At 40.0% G+C, this 18,991-nt stretch carries 17 protein-coding genes and 1 pseudogene; 8 read left to right on the plus strand and 10 right to left on the minus strand.

What is annotated here, in order from left to right:
* The first annotated feature begins 147 nt into the window (after positions 1-147).
* From VB740_RS04365 to VB740_RS04380, 4 genes are all read left to right on the plus strand, one after another.
* Positions 148-882, plus strand: coding sequence for an HAD family hydrolase (locus VB740_RS04365; RefSeq protein WP_323198842.1), 735 nt, complete (start codon positions 148-150; stop codon positions 880-882).
* A 779-nt stretch (positions 883-1,661) separates the two neighbouring features.
* Complete coding sequence (locus tag VB740_RS04370; protein ID WP_323198843.1) at positions 1,662-2,336, plus strand: DUF4360 domain-containing protein; 675 nt, start codon at positions 1,662-1,664, stop codon at positions 2,334-2,336.
* A gap of 507 nt (positions 2,337-2,843) precedes the next feature.
* A complete protein-coding gene (locus VB740_RS04375; RefSeq protein WP_323198844.1) occupies positions 2,844-3,488 on the plus strand; it encodes a DUF4360 domain-containing protein in 645 nt (214 codons plus the stop codon).
* Between the two features lie 185 nt (positions 3,489-3,673).
* Complete coding sequence (locus tag VB740_RS04380) at positions 3,674-4,285, plus strand: DUF4360 domain-containing protein (RefSeq protein ID WP_323198845.1); 612 nt, start codon at positions 3,674-3,676, stop codon at positions 4,283-4,285.
* Positions 4,286-4,536: 251 nt separating this feature from the next.
* Here VB740_RS04380 and VB740_RS04385 read toward each other — a convergent pair whose 3' ends face one another.
* Entirely contained in the window at positions 4,537-5,553 is a 1,017-nt protein-coding gene (locus VB740_RS04385; RefSeq protein ID WP_323198846.1) for a sulfate/molybdate ABC transporter ATP-binding protein, read from the minus strand.
* 247 nt (positions 5,554-5,800) lie between these two features.
* On the opposite strand from VB740_RS04385, the gene chlP reads away from it, so the two are divergent.
* Both chlP and VB740_RS04395 read left to right on the plus strand, forming a co-directional pair.
* Complete coding sequence (chlP, locus tag VB740_RS04390) at positions 5,801-7,021, plus strand: geranylgeranyl reductase (RefSeq protein WP_323198847.1); 1,221 nt, start codon at positions 5,801-5,803, stop codon at positions 7,019-7,021.
* Between the two features lie 291 nt (positions 7,022-7,312).
* Entirely contained in the window at positions 7,313-8,665 is a 1,353-nt protein-coding gene (locus tag VB740_RS04395; RefSeq protein ID WP_323198848.1) for a pentapeptide repeat-containing protein, read from the plus strand.
* Positions 8,666-9,053: 388 nt separating this feature from the next.
* Here the strand turns inward: VB740_RS04395 and VB740_RS04400 are convergent, their stop codons facing one another.
* The 9 genes from VB740_RS04400 to VB740_RS04440 form a co-directional block, all read right to left on the minus strand.
* Positions 9,054-9,611: a DUF1634 domain-containing protein gene (locus VB740_RS04400; RefSeq protein WP_323198849.1), complete on the minus strand. Its 558-nt coding sequence runs from the start codon at positions 9,609-9,611 to the stop codon at positions 9,054-9,056.
* A 1-nt stretch (position 9,612) separates the two neighbouring features.
* Entirely contained in the window at positions 9,613-10,449 is an 837-nt protein-coding gene (locus VB740_RS04405) for a sulfite exporter TauE/SafE family protein (RefSeq protein WP_323198850.1), read from the minus strand.
* Positions 10,450-10,927: 478 nt separating this feature from the next.
* A complete protein-coding gene (locus VB740_RS04410) occupies positions 10,928-12,169 on the minus strand; it encodes a hypothetical protein (RefSeq protein ID WP_323198851.1) in 1,242 nt (413 codons plus the stop codon).
* A 246-nt stretch (positions 12,170-12,415) separates the two neighbouring features.
* Complete coding sequence (locus tag VB740_RS04415) at positions 12,416-13,150, minus strand: redoxin family protein (RefSeq protein ID WP_323198852.1); 735 nt, start codon at positions 13,148-13,150, stop codon at positions 12,416-12,418.
* A gap of 76 nt (positions 13,151-13,226) precedes the next feature.
* Positions 13,227-14,156, minus strand: coding sequence for an alpha/beta hydrolase (locus tag VB740_RS04420; protein WP_323198853.1), 930 nt, complete (start codon positions 14,154-14,156; stop codon positions 13,227-13,229).
* Positions 14,157-14,178: 22 nt separating this feature from the next.
* Positions 14,179-15,000 carry an SDR family oxidoreductase gene (locus VB740_RS04425; RefSeq protein WP_323198854.1) on the minus strand — a complete coding sequence of 274 codons (822 nt, stop codon included), beginning with the start codon at positions 14,998-15,000 and terminating at the stop codon, positions 14,179-14,181.
* A 139-nt stretch (positions 15,001-15,139) separates the two neighbouring features.
* Positions 15,140-15,625: a glutathione peroxidase gene (locus VB740_RS04430; protein WP_323198855.1), complete on the minus strand. Its 486-nt coding sequence runs from the start codon at positions 15,623-15,625 to the stop codon at positions 15,140-15,142.
* A 193-nt stretch (positions 15,626-15,818) separates the two neighbouring features.
* On the minus strand, positions 15,819-15,956 hold the full coding sequence (locus tag VB740_RS04435) for a hypothetical protein (protein WP_323198856.1): 138 nt from the start codon (positions 15,954-15,956) through the stop codon (positions 15,819-15,821).
* A 137-nt stretch (positions 15,957-16,093) separates the two neighbouring features.
* On the minus strand, positions 16,094-16,282 hold the full coding sequence (locus tag VB740_RS04440; protein ID WP_323198857.1) for a hypothetical protein: 189 nt from the start codon (positions 16,280-16,282) through the stop codon (positions 16,094-16,096).
* A 220-nt stretch (positions 16,283-16,502) separates the two neighbouring features.
* Between VB740_RS04440 and VB740_RS04445 the strand changes: the two are divergent.
* Both VB740_RS04445 and VB740_RS04450 read left to right on the plus strand, forming a co-directional pair.
* Positions 16,503-16,697: pseudogene (locus VB740_RS04445) on the plus strand (ammonium transporter); the annotation flags it as partial.
* 355 nt (positions 16,698-17,052) lie between these two features.
* Positions 17,053-18,600: an ammonium transporter gene (locus VB740_RS04450; RefSeq protein ID WP_323198858.1), complete on the plus strand. Its 1,548-nt coding sequence runs from the start codon at positions 17,053-17,055 to the stop codon at positions 18,598-18,600.
* Positions 18,601-18,991: the final 391 nt, after the last annotated feature.

Below are 18,991 nucleotides of genomic sequence, written 5' to 3' on the forward strand. Positions count from 1 at the left end.
TTTTACTTGTTTTTAAGTAAGAGTATTAAATCATTGTATAAAGAGGGAAAAACCCTCTTTTTTTATGTGGAGAATTGGTAACAGTATAAGTTAAGAATAAAAACTTATAACTTTTCACTTTTAGCTAAATAAATGGAATTAAATATTATGGCGACTATTAAATGTAGAAACATCACTTTTAATAATATCCAGGCGATTTTGTTTGACAAAAACGGTACTCTAGAAGATTCAGAAACGTATTTGCGATCGCTTGCACAAAAAGCAGCAAGATTGATAGATGCTCAAGTTCCCGGTACTGGCGAACCGCTATTAATGGCATTTGGTGTGAATGGTAGTAGCCTAGATCCAGCAGGTTTGATATCAGTAGCGAGTCGCCGTGAAACAGAAGTTGCGGCTGCGGCATATATTGCCGAAACAGGTAGAGGATGGTTTGAGTCCTTAAAGATAGCCCGTCAAGCTTTGGATGAAGCGGAAAAATATATTGAACAAACTCCTTCACCTCTGTTTGTGGGTAGCTTAGACTTGTTGAAATACCTAAGGGAAGGTGGTTTGAAACTTGGTATCCTCTCAGCTGCAACAAGCCTTGAAGTACATAACTTTGTAAAGAATCACCAATTAAATGATTATATCCAGTTGGAAATGGGAGTAGATGAGGGACCAAGTAAACCAGATCCATTGCTATTTTTGCAAGCTTGCCAAGCTTTGGGAGTCGAACCAGGCGCTACATTGATGGTGGGTGATTCCATTGGTGATATGCAAATGGCGCGTGACGCTAAAGCCGCAGGTTGTATTGGTATAACTTGGGTGGGTAAATCAGATAATGTCCGAGGTGCGAATGTGGTGATTAATCAACTTGATGAAATTCAGATTTTAGAAGATTAGTTTACCTTTAGCGATACCACATAGCCGTTGAGAGACCTTAGGTAAAGGCGCTGACAATAACATTGTGTAAGCATTGCGGTAGCGATAGCGCAGTTTTAGCGTACTCCTACTCCTATCCTCAAAGCAAGCTACGTGCAGCATCTCGTAGAGAGGAACAAGCGTTTGTAGGAGCGTCTGACTCGTGACCGGGTTCGCAAACGCCTGACGCCACTTGATAGCAGTTGCTACAACGGGATAAACTCTACCAAGAGCGTTATCTCATCGTTATGTGTCTACGTACTTTCCCGCAATAATTTGTCAAGGTTTGCATAATATATATCTTTGGATGGATATAATACATTTCTCGGATGACTTATTATTTTATCGAGACTTCTTATAAGGGCAATTCTCAATAGAAGAAGTCAGAATTCAGGAGTCAAAATCAAATACTGGGGTATTAAGACCCACCGATTTCTATTTAACCACTAAATTTTCTCCTTTGGAGATGTTATGCGAACGATTTAGTCGGTGACTTAAACCTATTTTTTGATCTGCCAGTCGTCAGAATTTAATTCTAAATTTTGGATTTTAACTACTGAATTATTGTCTGATAAGCGAAATACGCTGATAAATAATTTCAGAGACAGAAATTGATTGTTTTGTCCAATTTCTTTCTGTCTTAAGCAGAACGTATTGCACACAATTAAGAATTGCTATAAGTCCCCAAACCTCAAAGAGGCTGCTGGGTAAAATCTCTTTGTGTAGAAATATCTTAGGGAATTTTAAGTTGCAGCTAATGTGTGCAAGAAATTACACATTTTTGTTTGCGGAGCATTAATATGAAAGTTTTAACTGGGATTATTTCTAGTTTGACGCTATTGAGTTTCAATGTTGTGGGTTTATCTCACGTACAGGCTCAATCACAAGAAGGATTTGAGTTTCAACCAGTTCCAGTCACTCTTAACGGAAATGGTTGTCCATCAGGAACAGCACAGGGGATTTTGAATGGAGATACTCTTTCAATAACATTTGATGAATTTCAAGCTTTAGCTTCACCTCCTAAGGTTGTATCAAAATCCTGCAATCTGCGGATCGGTCTTAATGTACCTTCTGGAGTGAACGTTCAGCCGATTAAGGTTAAATATCTTGGCTTTGCAGATGTGCCTCAAGGAGGCAGTGCTGATCTGAACGTTAGAATCCTCTTTCAAGGTCAAGCAGTTCCAACTAATAATAGTCCAAACCGAAGGTTTAATGCTGGCTTTTCAGATGTTTGGAGCAAAGATGTAGATATTATATTAGGCACAATAAATGCATGTAAGAGACCAGTAAGTTCGATTTTTGGGATTAATTCAACTCTGATAGCAAGAGCTAGAGGTATACCTGCAAATCAGGAAACCCAAATCCAAATTGATACAATCGACACAACAATCGGTCCTGTATTGTTCCAAATCAAGTTTGCTTTTAATCCTTGTTAGGTTTTTGAAATACATAGTAAGTTTTGCATTTAATTTTTCACAAAGACTGATATCTCTAAGAGGATGTTTTAAGAGTCCCGGAAGGTATAATTTTACCGTTTTGACTCAGAGAAACTGTAACTAAAAAAGAAGGTTACAGCCATGCATTAGGTTGCTTTACCCTTCTCATTATGAGAACAAAATATCCTTTTAAAACATCCTCTAAAGCTGCTGTAGCAACTTCTCGAAATATTCTTTCCAATCGCTATGAAAAAATATTTGACTATCTATTTTGAAAAATAGTATTGGCAAAAATGCCAACTGTCAAATAAACGAAATATGCTGATAAATAATTTCAGAGCCAGAAATTGATTGTTCTAACCTATTTCTGTCTGCTTTTACCAGAGCGTATTGCATACACTTAAGCCCCTAAACCCCAAAGAAGCTGCTGGGTAAAATATCTTAGGGAATTTTAAGTTGCAGCGAATGTGCATCGGAAATCAAACGTTTTCGGAGGAGTGATTAAATATGAAAATTGTAACTGGCATTATTTCCAGCTTGACGCTACTGAGTTTAAATATTGTGGGTTTATCTCACGTACAGGCTCAATCACAAGAAGAGCAAGAAGGATTTGAATTTCAACCAGTTCCAGTAACTCTTGCCGGAAATGGTTGTCCATCAGGAACAGCACAGGGGATTTGGAATGGAGATACTCTTTCAATAACATTTGATGAATTTAAAGCTTTAGCTTCACCTTCTAAGGTTGTATCAAAATCCTGTAATCTGCGGATCGGTCTTAATGTACCCTCTGGATTGAACGTTCAGCCGATTAATGTCAAGTATCTTGGCTTTGCAGATGTACCTAAAGGAGGCAGTGCTGACCTCAACGTTAGAATCCTCTTTCAAGGTCAAGTAGTTCCAACTACCGATAATCCAAACCAAACGTTTAAGTCTGGCTTCTCAGATGTTTGGAGCAAAGATGTAGGTATTATATTAAACACAATAAATGCATGTAAGAAACCAGTGAATTCGATTTTTGGTATCAATTCAACTCTGACGTCAAGAGCTACAAATATACCTCCAGAACAAGAAACTCAAATTCAAATTGATACAATCGACACAACAGTTGGTCCTGTATTGTTCCAAATCAAGTTTGATTTTAATCCTTGTTAGGTTTTTTAAATGCATAAAAGTTTTGCATTTCATTTTTTATAAAAGCTTCTTCCTGTCAAGCTGCTTTACTAGTTTATCGAAATTTTTCTTTTAATCACTCTGAATGAATATTTGAGTCTCTGTTTTTAGAAGAAAGAGTATTGACAACAAAGCTGACTAAACTCTCCTTGTTTGAGATGAAAGATATGAAAGTTTTAAGTGCTTTTATTTCCAGTTTGACGCTACTGAGTTTAAATGTTGTGGGTTTATCTCACGTACAGGCTCAATCACCAGGATTTCAGTTTCAAAGTGTTCCAGTAACTGTTTTTGGAAATGGCTGCCCATCGGGAAATGCCCAAACAAATTTGCAAGGAAATACTCTGTCTGTAACTTTACCTCGATTTCAGGCTATAGCTTTATCTCCTAAGGTTGTATCAGAATCTTGCAATCTGAGAATTGGGCTTAATGTGCCTAAGGGCTACAGAGTTAAACCCATTAATATCAGATATTTTGGCTTTACAAATGTGCCTCAGGGGGGCAGTGCTGCCCTAAGGGTTAGATTAGTGTTTCAAGGGAAAGATGTTCCAAATTCTAGTAATGATCCAAACGCAAACTTCCCGTCTGGCTTTTCAGGCGGATGGGTAAAAGATGTAGGTATTACACCAGATACAATAGACGCATGTGCTAACCCAGTGAATTCGGTTTTCGGCATCAACACAAATTTGATAGCGCGTGCCAGAGATGTAGCCGCGGGGCAGCAAACTCAAATTAGAATCGATCGGGGCTATAGAATTAGGTTTACTTTTACTCCTTGTTAGTAGGAGCAGATATAGCGGTGCGATGTAGAAAGTAGAATGTTACAGAGTTAAATTAATCCTCACAAGAAATGAGTGAAAAACAAGCGCACCAGCCTCAGCATGATACTATTCTGGTGCTTTTGTTTACTTTGGTGCAACTATCTGAGCAGCATCTCCAATTACATTGGCTAATGGTGGATTCACCAAACATTCTGGCAATGCTTTTTTGCTGCAAGCTAAAGCTGTAAGCATAAATACTTCCACACTGCCAATTAAATTGAATAAGACAGTGGGAAGGACTTCGCATCCTTTGGCTTCACATATACACGCTGTTTCGGTTCTAATTCTAATTGGTTAAAGCGATCGCGGGTTAAATGCGCCATCACCACTTGCCCGTCATCAAAAGTTAATTCCACCTGAATTTCCCAACCCAAATGTATCAAACGGCTCACTGTAGCAGCCGTAGTAGCACCGTTGGCAACCTTTTCCAAAATCACATCTTGCGGCCGCAAAAATACTTGTGGGTGTGGCGCATCAAATCCGCTACTTTGAAAAATCTTCGAGTTGCTGGGTAACACATTCACCGGGCCAATGAAGCTCATCACAAATGCGGTGGCAGGATTATCGTAAATTTCTGCTGGTGTCCCCACCTGTTCCACACGCCCTTTATTCATAACCACAACTTCATCAGAGACTTCCATTGCTTCTTCTTGGTCGTGGGTGACGAAAACCGTGGTAACATGAACCTCATCATGGAGGTTGCGTAACCACGCCCGTAAGTCTTTGCGGACTTTAGCATCGAGTGCGCCAAAGGGTTCATCTAGTAGTAATACTTCGGGTTCTACTGCCAATGCTCTGGCTAATGCTACCCGTTGTCTTTGACCACCAGAAAGTTGTGATGGATAGCGATCGCCTAGTCCACTCAACTGCACCAATTCCAGTAACTGTTCTACCCGCCCCTTAATTTTTTTTGGCTGTGCCTTACGAATTTCTAAGCCAAAGGCTATATTCTGCCTGACAGTCAGATGCTTAAATAGGGCATAGTGCTGAAACACAAACCCAATATTGCGCTGTTGTACGCTTTGGTATGTAGCGTCCTTACCAGTAAGCAGGATTTTGCCGCTATCTGGCATTTCTAAACCTGAAATTAACCGTAGTAGCGTAGATTTACCTGATCCCGATGGGCCGAGCAACGCAACTAGCGAACCACTCTTAATTTCCAGGCTGACCTGATCAACTGCCTTGAAACTCCCGAATTGTTTGGAGACATTTTCAACTACTATACCCACTGGCGCTATACCTCTGCAACTAATCTACAGTTCCCTGCTAGGATTACCGTGTCTTACATATACCATACAAAATTATTTAATAGATGAACAATATTTAGCTACCAACTGATCCAATCCCCAATCTCTATTCGTATCGAAACATTAAGGAATATTGCATTTAAGCAGAAACCTGGAGGTAAACCGCCAAATCACTAGAAAGACCGTGGTAGTATGCTCTCGGTAAATGTGAAGATTGGGAGAAAGACCTTTGACACTACGGGTTGCTGTTATTGGGTCAGGCCCTGCTGGTTCATCTGCCGCTGAAACACTGGCAGCCTCTGGGATCGAAACCTACCTGTTTGAGCGGAAGCTAGACAATGCAAAGCCTTGCGGGGGTGCAATTCCCCTATGTATGGTGAGTGAATTTGACTTACCACCAGAGATTATCGATCGCCGGGTACGGAAGATGAAAATGATTTCGCCTTCCAATCGTGAGGTTGATATCAATCTGATAAATGAAGAAGAATATATAGGAATGTGCCGCCGGGAAGTGCTGGATGGCTTTTTGCGCGATCGCGCGGCAAAATTAGGCGCAAATTTAATTAATGCCACTGTTCATAAACTTGATATACCAGGAAACAATACTGATCCCTATACCATCCATTACGTTGACCATACAGAAGGTATCTCACAGGGGATTGCCAAAACCCTGAAGGTGGATCTAATTATTGGGGCAGATGGGGCTAATTCTCGCGTTGCCAAAGAAATGGACGCTGGGGATTACAATTATGCGATCGCTTTCCAAGAGCGAATTCGCTTACCCGAAGATAAAATGGCTTACTATAACGACCTCGCCGAAATGTATGTCGGTGATGACGTTTCTACTGACTTCTACGCTTGGGTTTTCCCCAAATATGATCACGTAGCTGTCGGTACAGGTACAATGCATGTCAATAAAGCCAGCATCAAACAGTTACAAGCTGGCATCCGCGCTCGTGCTTCCGAGAAATTGGCAGGCGGTAAAATCATCAAAGTAGAAGCGCACCCCATTCCTGAACATCCCCGTCCCCGTCGTGTTGTTGGTCGCATAGCTTTGGTGGGAGATGCTGCTGGTTACGTTACCAAGTCCTCTGGCGAAGGTATTTATTTTGCCGCTAAATCTGGGCGGATGTGTGCCGAAACCATTGTAGAAACATCTAACAGTGGTAGCCGTATTCCTACAGAAGATGACCTCAAGGTTTATCTGAAGCGTTGGGATAAAAGATACGGACTCACTTACAAGGTGCTGGACATTCTGCAAAGTGTGTTCTATCGTACCAACGCCACCCGTGAGGCGTTTGTGGAGATGTGTGATGACCTGGATGTACAGCGGCTAACATTTGATAGCTATCTGTATAAGACGGTTGTCCCAGCTAATCCCATCACCCAATTGAAAATTACTGCCAAAACCATTGGTAGCCTAATTCGGGGTAATGCCCTTGCGCCTTAGGTAAGTGCAAAAGACTGGGAATTCCAACAAATAAATTACTCCATTTTGTGGGGTGGACATCCTGCACGCTCATCAATTAGAGCGGGCAAGACGCCCACCCCACAACATTTATGTTAGAGCTTTTTCTATTTGGAAGTCGATGCTCCTACAAATTATGTGTACTGTACGCAATTGAAAACTGCTAAATTTAGCGTTTTTTGCTGCATTGAATCCAGTTCTTTCGTTTTTGGTTTTGTGCAATTTCTGATAAAACAGATGTTGAACTGAATCTGCTGGGGCAAAATAGAAAACATGACAATTGAACCCGATTCCTCTAATCTACCAACCCCAGAACCAATCCCTGAAAATGACTTGCAACCAGATGACTTTGACGGTAATGGAACTGAGAAAAACCTAACTTCAGAAGCACTAGCGACACAACAAGCCCTAGCAGCGATTGGGTCTTTGCAATCTCCGCAACATACAACTGCTCTCAAACAAGCCCGTTCTGACTTTCAGCAACCCACTACCAAGCAATTTACAGTTAAGCCGAGGGCATTGCTAATTACTTTAATCGCGATCGCCATCACCTTTATTGGATTTATCCTCAATAACTGGATCGTCGGTATTATCGGCACACTGATGACTTTGCTGTTATCCCTAGCGATACTATTGCCTTGGTTGCAAAAAGCCTTAGACGAGTGGTTTTCACCCCAAGAACGCACCCTGTTTGTTGCTTTTTTGGGACTAATAGTAGCCATCATCGGCTTGCTCAAGTTTACAGGTGTAGGCGATCGCTTACTTGCTTTAGGGCGCAAAATTAACTGGGACATTGCTGGTAGCCTAGCAGAATGGTTTGGCGCTTTGGGACAAATTCTCATCGCCATCATTGCCGTTTATGTAGCTTGGCGGCAATATGTTATTTCCAAAGACTTGACAATTCAGCAAAACCTGCTCACAGTTCAGCAAAATATTATCACCCAGCAACAGACAATTGATTCCTATTTCCAAGGCGTTTCAGACTTGGTGTTAGATGAAGAAGGATTATTAGAAGATTGGCCTCAAGAAAGAGCGATCGCTGAAGGACGCACGGCGGCAATTTTCAGTAGTGTTGATAGCAGTGGTAAAGCGAAAATTCTCCGTTTTCTCTCACGTTCTAAGTTATTGTCACCTCTAAAACGCGATGGCCGATTAGGTCGAGCCATTTTCAACGGAAGTGGCGGATATGCAGAAGACCGCCTAGAAGGTGTGCGCGTCATTGATTTAGGCGTTATGTTAGCCGCAGCAGACCTTTCTGGTACTGATTTACGTTGGACTGACCTCAGTGAAGCTAATCTTGTCCGTGCTAATCTGAGCGGTTGTGATTTAGTAAAAGCCAACCTCTCCCGCACAATTTTATATAATGCTAATCTCAGCGGTGCTGACATCAATGGGATTCGGCTATTTTATGGTGTAGTGGATAAAGCATCACCTCGCAGTCGCACTGAACCACCAAATTATCAAACTGGCGAACACACTGGCGCTGTGGTGGAAAATGCCGATTTCACTAATGTACAGCGGATGTCTGAGTCTGCACGTAACTATTGTTGCGCTTGGGGTGGCGAAAAAACTAGGGGCACTATCCCTAGCGGTTGTGAAGGTATTCCTAATAAGTTGGGAAGATAGTTATACCAATTTTGGATTAGCCTTAACTAATAAGTAGGTCGGCGTAAATAATTATTATTGCAATAAAGCAGGGGGCAGGGAGCAGGGTGAGAAAGAGTTTGAGCCTTATTTACTTTTAATTACATAGTTTGGTTTTATTGCACCAATTTACTTAATAGCTACAATAAAATTACGGTTCTTCATTACTTTTTATGCTAAAAACGACTATAAATTAGCTCACATCCCTTGCTGGGTAAGAAAGAATTAAGAAGTTCTATAATAGAACAAATTAAACAGAGTATAAGTTCAATAAATGAGCTTTTGCAACAATAAGTATTAAATATCTGTTGTTGGATAATTAGGTTAAGCGTAAAAGGTTAAACTTACTCCTTAACCTTTGAGAATATTCCTAATAGTATGCTCCTACAAGACTGTAAATTAGACTAGACAATACTAATAAAGTAATAATCACATAGATAAATTCTCGCTGTAGCAAGAAAGTTAACAGGGAAATCAAAACACGCACAATTGGAATAGCAATTAGTAGTAACAGTCCGAGTTGAATAATGCCGCGGTCGCTACCTGATAAAGCTGCTGTTACGACACCTAATGGTGAGCGAAATTCGGATGGTTCTGCTTGAAAAAAGTGATATCCCGCAGGTTCATCACGGTGATGAATCAAGTAGAGTATACCCCCCATCAAAACTACAAAACTAGCTATCAAAACACCATATTTCAGGAATTTACTGAGCAAATATTCTAATTGCTGCTCACTTAATGTTTTTGTCACGCTCTTGTTAGTAACAATCTCACAGCTATTCGGAAATTGCGTTACTGCACTAGTGCGTTGCTCTTTTAATTGTTTTATATTGGAATCTATATCTTCCTGCTGTAAGGTTGGTGTAATCACTTCAATATCAAGCTGTGCCAATAATGTCCTACGAAAGCTACTATTAAATTTATACATTTTATAGCCCTCCTATTAAACTGTTGTAGACCATTTTCAAAGCCATTACCACCAACACAAGACTGAAGATCATTCTCAAAACTTGCGTTTTAGCGCCCGTCAGGATTCTTGCGCCTAAGAAAGCACCAGGTAATACCCCCAACATCACTGGCATGGATAGTCCCGGATCGATATAGCCTCGTGCTAGGTAAACTCCAGCTGATGCTGCTGCTGTAACGCCAATCATAAAATTGCTAGTTGTAGTAGAAACTTTGAAGGGTAAACGCATAGCTTGATCCATCGCCAATACTTTGAATCCCCCGGAACCAATACCAAGTAACCCAGAAAGTACCCCAGCTATTAACATCACACCAAATCCCATTGGTACTGAATAAACTTGGTAAGACATCACTCCATCAGGAGTTGGATAAGTACCATTCAGTTTCAGATAATTTGCTATGGGATCTGCTGCTTCATCTTCAATATGTTCTATTCTGGGTCGTTGTGAAAGGTATGCTGAATAAATAAGGGCGATCGCTAGTACGATAGTTAGGGCTTTCACAGAAACAAAAGTAGCGATCATTGCTCCTGCGATCGCACCAATGGTTGTCGCTACTTCTAAAAACATTCCCAATCGTAAATTGGTATAGCCTCTTTTAATATAGGTAGATGCTGCACCCAAAGACGTAGCGATTACAGATACCAGTGAAGCACCAACGGCGTATCGAATATCAACGTCAAATACCGAAGTTAATAAGGGAACAATTACCACTCCGCCCCCTAAACCAGTTAGCGCCCCTAACAAACCAGCGCTAAATGAACCAATCCAAACTAATAATGAAAATTCTAAAATAGTCAAATTTGATTCCTCTTTTTTTTACATGTATATCAAAATACCACCATATTTTTTGTATTCTTTAAAACTTAATTGTCAAGTTTACCACTGACTATAGATATAGCAGTTTACAGTTGAGTCTAATACAAACTTAACCTCTCTTCCCTACTAGCGTTGGGGAGCAAGACTCAAAGCCTGTCTACTAAAAAAGGCGTTGCTTAATTAAACTATGAATCTGAATGTAGAGACGTAACACTGCTACGTTTCTACAAGGATTTTGGTATTATGCAAAATCATTTTCATACATGGAATCAGCAACGCCCTAAAAAGAGCTACGGTGTACACACAAGTCTTGTCGCAGCCAATAAATCTCGCACTACGTTTCTATCCCGCCTCGGAATAAATTCCGAGTCTCATAGCTGAAGTCCACTTAAGTGGACTAAATTGATTGTTCAGTCCACTTGCTTATTGCCTATTGCTTAACTACGCAAATCAGTCTTGATTACAAAATAATTGAATCTTGAGAAGTTCCACAATGTTTGCAGTATGGCAAATGTTTATAAGTAAGATTATGACAGTTTTGACATTCAATGCTTTGATAATAACCACAATGCGGACAGTAAGCATCAAAATGTCGAATTTTCTTGGCACAGTTGACACACCGTGATTTTTGAACTCTGCTAGCTGCCTGGACTTTAGTATTAAAGACAACTTTTTGAAAAAACTGGATAATTCCAAAACCAATAATTGGAATCAGCAGGATATAAGCATAATTTATTAAAAAAAGTAAGCCACCAAAAATGGCGCTAATAATATCAAATAAAAATTTAAATATTGCACCTATTTGAAGGAATTCAAATATTTTAATGATTAATGGGATAAAAAATATGACTAGCAAATGCCAACTAATCAGCGATATTAAACCATATCCTCTTCCTTGGGCAAATTTGTGAACTGATAAGGCAATGAGAATCAGCGGAAGAAGAAAGAGGGACTGAAAAGCAAGCTGGATACTTGGATACCAAAATGATGCTTGCTGATAGCTTTTGTCAACTTCCCGGAATTGATTGTCATCTTTAAGAAAGGCTATAAAACTAATGCTTTCTGGTTTGGCAAGCAGTTCATTTTTAAGAGTAGAAATTTCTTGTTTAAGGTTAGAAATTTGGCGATTATTTTGTTCTAATGTCTGTTTAGCTTTTTCAGCACTAACTTGATTAATTGATTGTTCACGCCCTTGTCCTGCAATTTTTTCTAAGAGCGTTGAGTCATATTGAGCTTTAATGGTGCTATTGGCTTGTTCAAGCCTACTAATTTTCGCCTGTCTTTGATCAATAACTTTTATGATTTGTTGCTTTTCAGGATTGTTAATCTTATCTTTGTAGCCAGCATACTGCAAGCACGTTGTAGAAACCTTTCCCAGATGTCCTGCTTCAGCTTGTTGATAATTTCGCTGAAAACTGAATTGATTGTTCGGGTTATATAGCAATGAAAGTCTAATAATTTCATAGTCTTTATCTTGAGTAGTTTTTGTCCGGTAATTTTGCCACTCTGAATAACATGGATAAGCCTCAGTAGGGCTGATATGCCATCTGCTAATGTCATCAAGTCCGGTAAAAACATTAATCAAGATAAAAATATCAATCAAAATAATGACAATCAAACTTACTTTATTCAGTGGTTCGTTGTTGATTGTCCTTGATTTACTAAAAAATTGACTCAAAATTCGGCGGATTCTGGTAAACATATTGTCTTTTAAATAAAAGGAAATTCAATCCGAGTCAATTTTATATGATAATTTGTTAATAGCTGGGCAAAAATACATCTATCCATATGTAGATTTATTAATTGCTGACGAGAAACAAAATCCCCGACTTCTTTAAGAAGTCGGGGATCTGTGGCTTTCAATTCTCACAAATCAGGCTATAGTCATAAATACCGTGACTTTCACCTGAAGTTAATACAGGTAAAGGCTGTGTGCGCCAACTAAAATCTATTTAGAAGCGAAGTAGGCTTCTAATGCCTCAGAACCACCAATTAATTTACCATCAATAAATACTTGGGGAACTGTTGTCGCGCCTGCAACTGCTCGTAACGAACGTGTGGTAATATCCTTACCCAAGGTAATTTCTTCGTAGTTGATGCCATGTTCCTTGAGCATCGCCTTAGCACGGGCACAGAAGGGACAGCCCACTTTCGTAAACAGAGAAACTACTTCGGGCTTCACTGCTTGGGGGTTAATATATCTGAGCATTGTCTCGGCATCGGACACCTTAAAGGGATCTCCTGGCTCCTCTGGCTCAATAAACATTTGGTTAATTACACCATCTCTTACCAGCATCGAGTAGCGCCACGATCGCTTACCAAACCCCAAGTCTGATTTATCTACCAGCATTCCCATGCCTTCAGTAAATTCACCGTTACCATCGGGAATTACTGTAACATTTTCTGCCTCTTGAACTTTTGCCCATTCGTTCATCACAAAGGGATCATTGACAGAAATACAGATAATGTCATCGACACCATTTTCTTTGAAAACCCCAGCCAATTCGTTGTAACCAGGAAGATGAGTTGATGAACAAGTCGGAGTATAAGCACCTGGTAAAGAGAAGACAACCACTGTCTTATTAGCAAACAATTCATCGGTTGTCACATCCACCCACTCGTTATCCTTACGAGTATGAAAAGTGACATTAGGAACTCTTTGTCCTCGACGATTGGGGAACATAATTTTGCTTCCTGAAGTAATCAATTCCAGTCATAACCTATCATGGGAAGACTGGTATGATGTAACTATCAATCAGCTAAAAAATTTCATTAATAAATGGAGCGATCGCTGCTACAAATTCAGCAGTTGATTCATAAGGTAAAACATTGCGCCCATTTATTTTTATACCTTGACATTGGGGCAAACAGGTGATGTAGTGAGTCAAGCGTTCGTCTGGTGTTTCTTTTTTACTTTTTTGACTAATACTCGATGCAGTTTCCCCCATAACCGCTAATGTTGGTTGCTCAATAGAGGCGATAGAACTAGTATAATCCTGTCGCCAAAACCCTGCTAGAAAAGAAAAAACTGCATGACGACTCTCAGGATTTTCTGCACCTGCAAGCAATGTGTTCAACCACTCTGCATCCACAGCATTCTCAGAAGCAAAGAGTTGACGAGTCGAGAAAGAATGTAAAAACTTTCGGGTGCGTGCATAGCGATAAAAAGCACTCCCAAAAGGCGAATCTAACAGATTCCAAGCAAATTTTTGCCGCCATTCTGGTGATTTATTTGTCATCAAAGCCCACGTTGGAGGCCCAGAAAGTACAAGTTTGGCAATTAAGTTTGATTGCTTTTGGACTAATGCGATGGCAACTGGTAATAAAGCACCTTGTACTACTACAATGACAGGTTTTTGCACTACTGTTTGTAAAAAGTACTGCAACTGTTCTGCCCAATCATTAGGAGTGTAAGCCACATGAGGCATATCACTTTCGCCACATCCTAATAAATCAGGGTTGTAAATTGAATTACGCTGACCTGTATTATACCATTCCCGACAAAAACGCTGCCAAAATTGCCGCGACAATCCGACGCCAATAGGATGAATTAATAGTAAGGGAATACCTTCAGGCGTTGTGTTAGTTGGTTGATGAACTTCGTAAGCACAACAGTAATTCTGCCAAGTATAAAACTGGCTAGGAGATGCTGTCAAATTTGTTATGTTGGTTCTAGCAGATGATTGCATAATTCCTAGTTTTTAATACTTGCTAAAAAATCAACTGTGGATGAATTAACTGGTATCCTGCCTCTTTAAGCTTTTCATTCGATACCCAAGCATTATATGGACGGATACTTTTGACAGAAGTATCCCATATAACTTTGGGCAAATTATGTTTTTCAAATAGGCTATCTAGCAAGTCTCGACTCGTGAGATGTGCATCATCTACCAAATTATAAATCCCTTGCAAACGTCGGTGACGCGAAAATTCTATCGCACCAACAATATCATCCAAGTGAATCCAATTTGTGATATCATCACCGCCAGGACGGGTTGTACCAGAATATCTGCTAAATATTTTCAACAGTTCTCTACCAGGGCCATAAATTCCTCCTAAGCGAAAGATACAAACGCGGAGATTTTCGCTAGATGCTGATAGCAACACATCCTCTGTTTTTCGGAGAATTTGTGCATTTAAATTAGCGGGTGCAAGCGGTGTTTCTTCATCTACCCATACACCATTTCTGTCACCATACACTGCATAACTTCCTGTGTATATTAATTGTTTTATACTCGGAATCTGCTGCAAAGATGTAACTAAAGTTTGGGCAGTTTGTAGATAAGTTTCTTCATAAACTTCCCCATTTTTTGCACCGATACTCAAAAGTACAACATCTTGATCGTGTAAAACTGATTTTAGACGATCTAGGTCATTACCACGGGTAACTACAACTCTTTCGGATACTGCTTTTAGTGTAGGGACACGTTCAGAAGAAGTTGTGGTTACACTGACAACAAAATTTCCCTTTTTATGCCAATATTCAGCAACTTTATAACCAACATAACCACAACCGATGATTGCAACGTTCATGACAAATTAGATACAAATGAATTAAACTACTCATCGAGACAATATTCTCAATTGAAGGACTGGACGTAAATAAATTTAACACTCCAGAACTAACAGTCAATATTCAATAAGACAGAAGTTTTTACTTAATGACTAATGACTATTTTGCTAATTCTTCTTCAATTATGGCAATTATTTCTGGTGAATTTGGCTGGACACTACTATTAAATCTAGCTATAACTTCACCTTGTTTATTAACTAAAAATTTTTCAAAGTTCCAAGCAACAGTTCCCGTTGGTTCAACGGCTTGGGTAAGCCTCTCATAAAGTGGATGCTGCTGCGAGCCTTTGGCATGAACTTTATCGAATAGTTCAAAGGTAACACCATATTTACTCGTGCAAAATTGCACAATTTCTTCATTGCTTCCTGGTTCCTGCGCTCCAAAATCGTTACAGGGGAACCCCAAAATCCGTAACCCTGCTTCCCTATACTTCTGGTTCAAGTTTTCTAGCCCATTGTATTGAGAAGTATAACCGCAGAAGGAAGCCACATTCACAATTAAGAGTACATTTCCGGTGTAGTCGTTTAATTGCTTATCCTCACCATTGATCGTCTTAACTGCGATGTCCGAAATTGTGTTACTCATCTTGAATCTGAATTATAGGGAATATTGCCAAGTCTCCCATATTACAGGTACTCTAAACCCGGTTTCTTCAAGGAAATTAGGTTTTTTAGCCTTGTTTACCTCTACGATTCTATTTAACTGAGGCTATAAGCTTGTATGTGAGTTTCGATAGATGTTTCCCTCACTGATTGGTGCTTAATGGGTAAAGTAATGTCTAACGACAAGTCAGAAGCGGAGCGTCTTTGATCAACTGGCGTACCTGATCAATTAAGATAGCGATCGCCTGTGAGTTTACCTGAGTGAAAAATCTGTTGTAAATAGCTCGACTAATCCAGTCTGTCAGCATAGGCATGGAAATCTGCGTTTAATACAAATTTTTGCAGGGGTGAATTACATTAACCTCCGTGTTGAGTGTATCTCCATAACCGTCAGTTTTATCAACAAGGTTGGATGGCAATTTTGCATTTTTAATTCGGAATCGGATTTTGGTTAAAAATTTTTCTTTCCCTTTCCCCCAAAAGCCGAGAAGTGTTGGATGGTAGAGGCTGCGGGCAATTTATCGCTTATTTTATCTGATGGTAGCTTCTGAATTACACCCAGTGGTCGATTTAAAGAAGAATTACTGGCTGCAAGGTTAACAAAAATTAACTTTTTGTATAAAAACTTAATAATATTCATAATTTTCCTATCCTGAAAGCGGAAAATACTTACTCATAAAGGAGATAGATGCTTTATTTGTTGCATCAAGAGCTAATTGCCACCAAAAAAACGAAAAAATGTATTCTGCAATACAGTTTTTTGGTTTGAGTAAATAGACAATCAATCAAATTTATTCGTCTAGCCATAAATTTACTAGAGGTGGAATAGGAAGTAGTCTCATAATTTCTGTCAAGCTCTCACTGTTGAGCCTTTATCTGAAACTACAACTAAACTTTAAACTTCCATTGATACTAGCTGGGTACTAATCACTGGTTTTTTAGTATTCTTCATGTAAATCGGCTTTGCCATGTTAGAAGCAGGTTTGATCTGTCCAAGAGGTGTAGTTCACGCCTTACTAGAAAACTTCATCAATATTGCTGTAACAATCTTAGTGTGAGGAAAAATCGGCTGTAACTGTGTTGCACCTTTTTTTATAGATATAATATTGATAATTTGTGGTAATTACCTAAGCACAACTTATTTTTGAAAAATTAAAGATTAAGTGAAGAAGACTTGACGGTTTCAGAAATTACATCATAATTACTTAAGAATATCTACGAAAAATATTTACAGATGTGCCAATAATTTCCTAAACTCCTGTTAAGGTTATTTGAGTTTCTGCTTTTTAAATAAGTGGTCTAAAGTGAAAAATATCAAAAAACCTGGATTGAACTTCGGACGGTAGTTTTTTCTGCTTAACCTGTTTTTTCGCTTTTTTAAGGATGGTTTGGAGGATAATGTTGAAATTCATGTATAAACAAAAATCAAAAACAAAAAATAGGCGTCTGTCTCCAAGAAATTACACTGTAAATTCACAATCCAACTCAAAAGTCAAGCTATTTAATTTAGCAATTAAGCGGCTCTCTCCCAGTTGGCAAGCCTGCTTACCTTTAGCTTGTCTGATTGTATTGGGTTGGGGTTATGCCGCAGTTGCCCAAGCTCCAGCCGCAGGACCAACGACAGCAGAACTCAAAGTTGCTCTTGATACGCTGTGGGTTGCGATCGCAGCCTTTTTAGTGTTCTTCATGAACGCTGGTTTTGGTATGTTAGAAACCGGCTTCTGTCGCCAGAAAAATGCTGTCAACGTTCTTTCCAAAAACTTGATTGTATTTGCTCTGTCCACCGTTGCCTTTTGGGTAATCGGTTTTGGCTTAATGTTCGGTGATGGCAACGACTTCATTGGATTGAATGGGTTTTTCCTAGGAGGCACAGATAACAGTCCAGCGACTGGAGATGCCTATAAAGGTGTCTTCAGTGCTATCAGTTGGGCTGGTGTACCTTTAGCTGCCAAGTTTTTATTCCAGCTAGTGTTTGCTGGAACAGCAGCAACAATCGTTTCTGGTGCAGTAGCCGAACGGATTAAGTTTGTTGATTTCCTCATTTTTAGCCTCTTGCTTGTAGGTATTCTCTACCCCATTACCGGACACTGGATTTGGGGAACTGGTTGGCTAGCAGACAGAGGCTTTTGGGATTTTGCTGGTTCTACAGTGGTTCACTCCGTAGGTGGCTGGGCAGCTTTAATGGGAGCAGCATTTCTTGGTCCCCGTCTGGGTAAATATCAAGATAAGCAAGTTGTGGCCTTGCCTGGTCACAACATGAGTATTGCCACTTTGGGCTGTCTGATTCTGTGGTTGGGCTGGTTCGGTTTCAACCCAGGTTCTGTGATGGCTGCTGATCCTAATGCAATCAGTCATATTGCTGTCACCACTAACATGGCTGGTGCTGCCGGTGGAATTGCCGCCACAATTACAGCTTGGTTGTACTTAGGTAAACCAGACTTGTCAATGATTATCAATGGTATTTTGGCTGGCTTGGTTGCTATTACAGCGCCTTGTGCTTACGTAAGTATTCCTAGTTCTTTAATCATTGGCTTGATTGCTGGAGTACTGGTAGTTTTCTCTGTAACATTCTTTGACAAACTTGGGATTGATGACCCAGTTGGAGCTACATCAGTTCACCTAGTTTGTGGGATCTGGGGAACTTTAGCAGTAGGTCTTTGGGCTATTGGCCCTGGCGTTTATTCCTGGTATGGTGATGCACTTGGCCCAGCAAAAGGTTTATTTGCAGGCGGTGGCTTCGGACAGTTTGGTGTTCAGTTACTGGGCGTTGTCTCAGTAGGTGGCTTCACTGTTCTAGTCAGTAGTATTTTTTGGCTGGCCCTAAAGGCTACTTTAGGTATCAGAGTATCCAAAGAAGAAGAACTAGAAGGTTTGGATATTGGTGAACACGGTATGGAAGCTTACAGTGGATTCGTCAAAGAAGGCGATGCAACTGGATTTTCCGAAGGACAAAGCTGAATTGAAAAATTTTAGGGTAAATATTTCTTTGATTTACTCTCTGGCATATTCCTAATATGAGCTAGCAATACACCATTAGTAGATTGAACTGATTCCGCAAAATTATCTATCCAAGCCGTGAGAAGTAGGAGGTATAAAGCCCCCTACTTTTCTAAATTTTTACCAAAAAAAGGGTTTAAAGCCTTGTGCTAGAAGCACAGCTTTTATCTGATTGGTGCTTTATCGAACAGAATTCAGGAGTCAGGAGTCAGAATTCATTCTGAATTCTGTATAACTGGCGGATAGCGCAGCGTAAAGCCTTCTCTACGAGACGCTGCGCGAACGGCATGGCTTCGCTTAGAGCGAGTCTACGAGCGTCTGAATGACCGGCGTTTTTGCACCCCCACCAAAT

The sequence above is a fragment of the Nostoc sp. UHCC 0251 genome (genome assembly GCF_034932245.1).
Taxonomy (GTDB): Bacteria; Cyanobacteriota; Cyanobacteriia; order Cyanobacteriales; family Nostocaceae; genus Nostoc.

What these genes read in the sequence shown, in the direction of transcription:
- VB740_RS04400 (WP_323198849.1), bottom strand. Translation starts at nt 9,611, where the DNA reads ATGTATAAATTTAATAGTAGCTTTCGTAGGACATTATTGGCACAGCTT.
- VB740_RS04420 (WP_323198853.1), bottom strand. Translation starts at nt 14,156, where the DNA reads ATGCAATCATCTGCTAGAACCAACATAACAAATTTGACAGCATCTCCT.
- VB740_RS04375 (WP_323198844.1), top strand. Translation starts at nt 2,844, where the DNA reads ATGAAAATTGTAACTGGCATTATTTCCAGCTTGACGCTACTGAGTTTA.
- VB740_RS04415 (WP_323198852.1), bottom strand. Translation starts at nt 13,150, where the DNA reads ATGTTCCCCAATCGTCGAGGACAAAGAGTTCCTAATGTCACTTTTCAT.
- VB740_RS04440 (WP_323198857.1), bottom strand. Translation starts at nt 16,282, where the DNA reads ATGAATATTATTAAGTTTTTATACAAAAAGTTAATTTTTGTTAACCTT.
- VB740_RS04395 (WP_323198848.1), top strand. Translation starts at nt 7,313, where the DNA reads ATGACAATTGAACCCGATTCCTCTAATCTACCAACCCCAGAACCAATC.
- VB740_RS04365 (WP_323198842.1), top strand. Translation starts at nt 148, where the DNA reads ATGGCGACTATTAAATGTAGAAACATCACTTTTAATAATATCCAGGCG.
- VB740_RS04450 (WP_323198858.1), top strand. Translation starts at nt 17,053, where the DNA reads ATGTATAAACAAAAATCAAAAACAAAAAATAGGCGTCTGTCTCCAAGA.
- VB740_RS04410 (WP_323198851.1), bottom strand. Translation starts at nt 12,169, where the DNA reads ATGTTTACCAGAATCCGCCGAATTTTGAGTCAATTTTTTAGTAAATCA.
- VB740_RS04430 (WP_323198855.1), bottom strand. Translation starts at nt 15,625, where the DNA reads ATGAGTAACACAATTTCGGACATCGCAGTTAAGACGATCAATGGTGAG.
- VB740_RS04425 (WP_323198854.1), bottom strand. Translation starts at nt 15,000, where the DNA reads ATGAACGTTGCAATCATCGGTTGTGGTTATGTTGGTTATAAAGTTGCT.
- VB740_RS04380 (WP_323198845.1), top strand. Translation starts at nt 3,674, where the DNA reads ATGAAAGTTTTAAGTGCTTTTATTTCCAGTTTGACGCTACTGAGTTTA.
- VB740_RS04435 (WP_323198856.1), bottom strand. Translation starts at nt 15,956, where the DNA reads ATGCCTATGCTGACAGACTGGATTAGTCGAGCTATTTACAACAGATTT.